The sequence below is a fragment of the Pseudomaricurvus sp. genome, from assembly GCF_965662505.1.
GTDB lineage: Bacteria > Pseudomonadota > Gammaproteobacteria > Pseudomonadales > Cellvibrionaceae > Pseudomaricurvus.
Genome location: NZ_CBFIHX010000061.1, coordinates 1 through 6,759, shown reverse-complemented (window position 1 = coordinate 6,759; position 6,759 = coordinate 1). Strand labels below are relative to the sequence as shown.

The window sequence follows — 6,759 nt, the reverse complement described above, 5'->3', positions numbered from 1 at the left end:
TCCGGTGTCTCCAAAGGCAAACAGGCAAAGCGGCAGCCCCATATTGCCGCTGTTTGGGAACAGCATCGAGGGTAAATAGGTTTTAGGGTTCAGATTGCTTATTCGCAGAATAGCCAGGCAACCGACGAACATGGCCATCAAAACGACGCCTGCTACCAACACGACGTCCATGATGTCTTCTAAGGCAACCGTAGTATCGACCAGGCTTTTCAGAATCAGACAAGGCGCACCAATGTTCATGACCAAGCGGCCGATAAACTCTGATGGGTAATCGTATCCCAGCTTTTTCCAACCAATCCCAACTCCTGCACAGATCAGTACGGGGGTTACGATGTTCAGCAGTAATAAAATCATAGGTGCGCAGCTAGGTCATTTTGAGCGACCCGAGTGTAAATAACGGCTGTAGATTAGCAAGGATAATCCTCAGATTACTCGAGTCACGCAAAGTTATATGCCTGTAGAATATATGGCTGATTGAATTCTGAGCGTTATTGGGAGGAACCATCATTATTGATGCCTGTCTGAAGTATGAATGGAACAATACTTTGTTTCGCATAATATAGATTATGTTAAATTGTGTATGTTTCTGAGATATGAGCGCAACACACTGATTTTATGTGTGTTTTGAGAGACCTTGCCCACCGGTCAGTCCGGATTACCGGTTTCTCAGGTTTGGCTCTATGCTATAGTTGTGCTTGTCCATCAGATATTTAAGTATAAAGATCCAGCCAGCTAGCTGGCCCGTCCCACGATTGATAGAGAATGTATATGCGCAAGGCCCCCCGTCGTTTCCTGCTACCCATGATTGTTACCGGTTTTCTGGCAATGTCATCGGTCAGTTACGGAAAAGCAGTCGACTTCCAGTTTACCGAGGAGCAGTCCAAAACCGCGGTTGATATCCTAGATAAGCTGGCCACCCGTCACTATCGCAACCAGCCCTTTGATGATCATATGTCTCAGCAAATGCTGGATAAGTACCTGGAAAGCCTGGATCCCGCCAAAGCATTTTTTCTACAAAAAGACATCGACAAGTTCCATAAAGACTATGGCAACAAGCTGGACGATACCCTGAGTGAAGGCGATCTAAAACCGGGCTACAACATCTTTGTTAAATACTTCAATCGCGCAAATGATCGGTTGGATTGGGTTATTAAGAATCTGGAAGACCCAGATGGCTTCCAGTTTGATTTTACCAAAGAAGAATCTATCCCAATTGGTCGGGATTCACAGCACTGGGCAACTTCTGAAAAAGAAGCCGACGAGATGTGGCGAAAACGCATTAAGGCCAGTATTTTAAGCCTTAAACTGGCTGACGAAACAACCGAAGAAGCTCGTGATACGTTGTTGCATCGTTATAAGAACCAGTTAACCCGGTTGGAACAGGAAGACTCATCCGACGTGTTTGAGGCGATGATTAACGCCCTCACCCTGCTCTATGATCCCCATACCAGTTATTTATCTCCTCGCACGCTGGAAAACTTCAATATCTCCATGTCTTTGTCATTGGAAGGCATTGGTGCAGTGTTACAGGCCGAAGATGAATACACGAAGGTTGTACGCTTGATCACCGCAGGGCCTGCGGCTAAACAAGGTGAATTAAAACCCGCAGACAAGATTGTCGCTGTTGGCCAGGGCGATGACGGTGACATGGTTGATGTGGTTGGGTGGCGTCTTGATGATGTCGTGAAGCTGATTCGCGGCCCTCAGAATACCGTGGTCAGACTGAAAGTGATCCCAGGTGAAGCTGCTGGTAATACAGCCAATAAAGAGATTCGGATCAGCCGAGATAAGGTAAAGCTCGAAGAGCAAGCAGCTAAAAAAGGCATCATGCAGCTGACAGATGGCGATAAAGTGTACAAGGTTGGTGTGATCAACGTACCTGCGTTTTACATCGATTTTGAAGCCTATCGACGTCGCGATCCGAGCTTCAAAAGTACCACGAAAGATGTGTACCGCTTAATCAAAGAGCTGGAACAGGAAAATATCGATGGTTTGGTGATCGACCTGCGAAATAATGGCGGTGGCTCTTTGCAGGAAGCGACAACTCTGACGGATCTGTTTATCGATCAGGGCCCAGTGGTTCAAATTCGTCAAACGAGCCAAACCATTTCGCGTAACTATCGCTCTCGTCATCGTGCCGTATATCGCGGTCCTCTTGTTGTATTGACGAACAGACTGAGTGCATCAGCGTCAGAGATTTTCGCTGGAGCTATTCAAGATTATAGACGTGGCTTGATCGTTGGTACTCAGACCTTTGGCAAAGGCACTGTGCAATCATTAACGCCTGTGTACTCTGGTCAGCTAAAAATCACTGAGTCCAAATTTTATCGGGTATCCGGTGGAAGCACTCAGCACAAAGGTGTCATTCCCGACGTGACCTTTCCTTTCCTGGTCGATGCCGACCAGGTAGGTGAAAGTTCCTACGATACCGCACTACCCTGGGATCAGATCCACCCTGTTCCCCATGAAGACTATTACGATTTTGGCTCGATCATCAATGATGTGACTAAGCGCTATGATGTCCGCAAGTTAAAAGACCCTGACTTCGTTTATTTAAATAAACAGGTCGAGATCATGAATGAAAACAAGGCCAGAACTCAGTTGTCTCTTAATGAGAAACAACGTATTCAAGAGCAAAAGCAGCGCGAAGCGGAGTCTCTGGCCATCGAAAATGAGCGCCGAGAAGCCAAGGGACTTGCGCTGTATAAAGATGAAGAAGAATTTGAGACGGAGCAAAAAGCAGAAACGGAAGAGCGAATCGAAGAGGCGAATTCCGTACATGACTTAAACACAGATGATGACGCCCTGCTGTCCGAAGCTGGTTATATCTTGATCGACATGGTCGATCTCTTGCGGAAGCAGCCGGCGAATCAGGTTGCTAATTTCTAACATAATACTCATCTTCTAAAGGCCAGCCCCAGGCTGGCCTTTTTTGTTTATTGGTAAAGGTTTTTTTAAATAATGAAGATTGTTTCTTTTAACGTAAACAGCATTCGTATGCGTCTGCACCAGCTTCAGGCCATTATTGATCGACACGATCCACTTCTCATCGGACTTCAGGAAACCAAAGTGCAAGATGGCGACTTTCCGGTCGAGGAAATCAACCAGATGGGCTACGAGGTCTTATTTCATGGGCAGAAGACGCATTATGGCGTTGCCCTACTCTCCCGCCTGCCGATGTCAGATACTCACAAAGGATACCCTGGTGATTCTGATGAGGCCCAGAAGCGATTTGTTGCGGCTAAAGTGGAATCTCCCTACGGTGGCACTTTAACAGTCATCAATGGATATTTTCCGCAGGGCGAGTCGATTGACCACCCAGTAAAGTACCCTAATAAACGTGCTTTCTATGCCGATTTACAAGTCTTCCTGAATGAACACTGCAACCCTGATGAACAGGTTGTGGTGATGGGAGATCTTAATATTTCACCAACAGACCTTGATATTGGTATTGGTGAAGATAATCGCAAACGTTGGCTCAGAACAGGCAAATGCAGTTTTCAGCCTGAAGAGCGCGAGTGGTATTCACGCCTCTGTGGCTGGGGATTAAGTGACACCTTCCGACATCTCTATCCAGAAGAGAATCAGATGTTCAGCTGGTTTGATTATCGCAGTAAAGGATTCGAGCGAGAGCCTCGCAGGGGGCTTCGAATTGATATGATTTTGACTTCGGAGAGTCTGCTGTCCCGATGCAAGGCTGCGGGTGTTGATTATGATGTGAGAGCGATGGAAAAACCGTCAGATCATGCACCCATCTGGGCTGAGTTCGCTGCTGATTGAACTTTATCTTTCCAGTATCCGTAACAAATAGTCATTACAGGCGTCTAAACAGATATATCGTGAGGCTCGGCTTCTCAGGTTAATTCCGAAGACGCGCCTTTATTCTATATATCATGTGCTCTCAATATGATGGCACACATCATGGGTAGAAGTGGTGACATAATGCTGATTAAGAAACGAGGTTCACACCTGATTCCAGAAAGCCAGGTGACACCTGAAACGGTCTATCTCAATCGTCGCTCTATTTTAAAAGGCTTAGGCATGGCCGGTGCCTCAGGTTTGGCGGCATCATCTCAAGCCGGTATTTTTGATAACTTGCTGGGCGGCGGAGAGGCGGCTGAAGTACCGCAGGCTCCCAGAAAACCTCTGCAATATACTCAGGATAAAGCGGCAGACTTGTCGTTAACCCCTGAAGCCAAAGTTATTAATCATAATAATTTCTACGAATTCGGCACCTCCAAAACAGACCCGGCGGAAAACAGTCAACACTTAAAAACACAACCTTGGACATTAACGGTCGAAGGTGAAGTTGAAAACCCCGGAGTCGTTGATGTTTGGGAATTGATGCAGCAATCGTCCCTTGAGGAACGAATTTATCGTATGCGCTGTGTTGAGGCCTGGTCCATGGTCATCCCCTGGCTGGGGCTGGAGCTAGGGACACTTCTGAAAAAATTCAAGCCAACCAGTCGGGCAAAATACGTTGCCTTTGAAACTCTTTATGACCCCAAACAGATGCCTGGACAACGCTCTCGGCATTTTGGTGGAGGTATAGATTACCCTTATGTTGAGGGCTTACGCATCGATGAAGCCATGCATCCTTTAACTATTATGGCCGTCGGCCTTTATGGAAAGACTCTGCCGACTCAGAATGGCGCACCTATACGTTTGGTAGTGCCCTGGAAATACGGTTTTAAGGGAATTAAATCCATTGTGAAAATTCGCCTTGTTGAGAAAATGCCCCCTACCTCTTGGAATCGATTGGCTTCTCATGAATACGGATTTTACGCTAATGTAAACCCTGAAGTAGACCATCCTCGGTGGTCGCAAGCCAGCGAACGTTTTATTGGTGAGGGCGGCCCCTTCTCATCAACCCGTCAAAAGACGTTAATGTTTAATGGTTATGGCGAGCAGGTAGCCTCCCTGTACTCGGGAATGGATTTGAAAAAATATTATTAAGGGGCTGCTAATGACTTCTGGTAAAAAGTTCCGGCCCGGCAGAAAAGTGTCTGTGACTTTGCGTTGCCTGGTGCATATTGGCGCCCTTCTCCCACTACTGTGGTTATTTTGGGCCGTCCCGCAAGGCTTGCTCGGTGCTGATCCGGTTAAGGAATTAATTCACTTTCTAGGCATGGGTGCCCTCCGGCTTCTACTTCTGACTTTATGTGTCTCCCCACTGGCAAAATGGTTGAAGTTTGGCTTGCTGATGCGGTTACGTCGGCCGCTGGGCTTGTGGTGTTTTGTCTGGGCTTCGCTGCATTTCAGTACATGGCTAGCACTAGATCTGGCGTTCGACTGGTCATTGATTGGTGAAGAGCTAATCAAGAGAACTTATATCTTGGTCGGCTTTGTGGCGTTGCTTTTACTGTTGGCACTGGCGATTACATCAACCCCGAGAATTCTTCGTGCCATGGGTCGAAACTGGAAAAAGCTTCACAGTTCGATCTATCTGATTACTGTTCTGGCGTGCGTTCATTTCTGGTGGTCTGTGAAAAGTGGCTGGATTGAGCCTGCTATTTATTTCGCCTTTGCTGTAGGTCTTTTGTGGTTGCGCCGAAAAAACATCCGTTCACTGCTGGCAATCGATCACAAAAGACAGGTAGTTACTTCTGACGTTAAGTGATGATTTATCATTGATGTGATGAGTCATCCGTTTCTGGCGCAATGCTGCCTCCAAGCCATCGTAGTAAGTGCCCTTGCAATACATCGTATTTGACGGGTTTTGCGATGTAATCGTCCATTCCACTGGCAAAGCACTGAGATTGATCGTCGTCGCCGACGTGCGCGGTCATGGCAATGATAGGAGTGCGTGTCTTTCGATCATCTTCGCTTTCTAGCTGGCGGATGCGGCGCGTGGTTTCAAAGCCATCCATCTCCGGCATTTGGCAGTCCATGAGGATAAGGTCGACGCTTCTGTTTTGAAATTCCTGCAAAGCCTCCAGTCCGTTGCCTGCCAGTCTGACATGGTAGCCCAACTTTTTTAACATCCCCTGCGCGACCATTTGATTGACCCGATGATCATCTACTACTAATACGCTGAAATCTTCAGCCCCAAGGTGTTCCTGTTCGACAATCTGCTCGCCGGTAATGGGTTTACCGAGCAAGTTAAATGCAATCAGATCGTGGAAACTTTGGGGGGAAATAGGTCGATAATGGAAAGACACACTTTCATTCTCATCAACCAGCAGTCTGACGGGACGCTCATTGAGGTGGTTGTAAGACAAGAGGTAGATTTGTGGAATAGGTGTGTCGTGGAATTGTTCAAGCAGCCGTTGTGAAAAAGACAATGGCGCATCAATGTTTTGAAAGAGATTGATAAGCACCATGCTGTAGGAGGCGCCTTTTGTCTTGGCATCGAGTAATTCTTGAAAGGCACTTTCATAGTCAGGAGCATGTTTAATCACCATCCCCCACTCCAGCATTTCTTCAAGGTGAAAGCGGCCAACAGGCAGTTCCGGCGCAATAATCAGCACCTTTTTATCCCGCAGTTTCGGTTGGCTGCTTAATGAAATTGACTGTTGTGCCGCCACCAGAGGTAAGCGAAGGTCATACTGTGTTTCTTTGCCTGGTGGACTGTCAACATCGATCGAGCCGTTCATGCACTCAGAAAGGCCTTTGCAGATCGTGAACCACAAACCTTTGGTGCGAGCATTATTATCCTTTTCTGAGTCATCATGGTTTGAAGGCTTGGTGGATGAGGCTTTCTCGCCATTTGCCCGATCTACAATGAGGACCTCCAGGTTGCCCCCTTTTTCGCTTTCA

Annotated in this window: 6 protein-coding genes; 4 read left to right on the top strand and 2 right to left on the bottom strand. The window is 47.1% G+C overall.

Annotated features, from left to right (window positions below; genetic code table 11):
- Positions 1–354: AEC family transporter (locus ACTG33_RS09905; RefSeq protein WP_439135053.1), on the bottom strand; the 354-nt coding region annotated here is incomplete at its 3' end.
- Positions 355–768: 414 nt separating this feature from the next.
- Here ACTG33_RS09905 and ACTG33_RS09900 point away from each other — a divergent pair.
- The 4 genes from ACTG33_RS09900 to msrQ all read left to right on the top strand — a co-directional run bounded on the left by ACTG33_RS09900 (position 769) and on the right by msrQ (position 5,620).
- Entirely contained in the window at positions 769–2,889 is a 2,121-nt protein-coding gene (locus ACTG33_RS09900) for a carboxy terminal-processing peptidase (RefSeq protein ID WP_439135052.1), read from the top strand.
- A 72-nt stretch (positions 2,890–2,961) separates the two neighbouring features.
- Entirely contained in the window at positions 2,962–3,780 is an 819-nt protein-coding gene (gene xthA, locus ACTG33_RS09895; RefSeq protein WP_439135051.1) for an exodeoxyribonuclease III, read from the top strand.
- A gap of 162 nt (positions 3,781–3,942) precedes the next feature.
- Positions 3,943–4,956: a protein-methionine-sulfoxide reductase catalytic subunit MsrP gene (gene msrP / locus ACTG33_RS09890; protein ID WP_439135050.1), complete on the top strand. Its 1,014-nt coding sequence runs from the start codon at positions 3,943–3,945 to the stop codon at positions 4,954–4,956.
- A 10-nt stretch (positions 4,957–4,966) separates the two neighbouring features.
- The gene (msrQ, locus tag ACTG33_RS09885) at positions 4,967–5,620 is read left to right on the top strand and encodes a protein-methionine-sulfoxide reductase heme-binding subunit MsrQ (RefSeq protein ID WP_439135049.1); all 654 of its coding nucleotides are present in this window, start codon (positions 4,967–4,969) and stop codon (positions 5,618–5,620) included.
- A 7-nt stretch (positions 5,621–5,627) separates the two neighbouring features.
- Here the strand turns inward: msrQ and ACTG33_RS09880 are convergent.
- Positions 5,628–6,759, bottom strand: a 1,132-nt coding sequence (locus ACTG33_RS09880; RefSeq protein ID WP_439135048.1) for a response regulator, incomplete at its 5' end; no start/stop codon positions are given.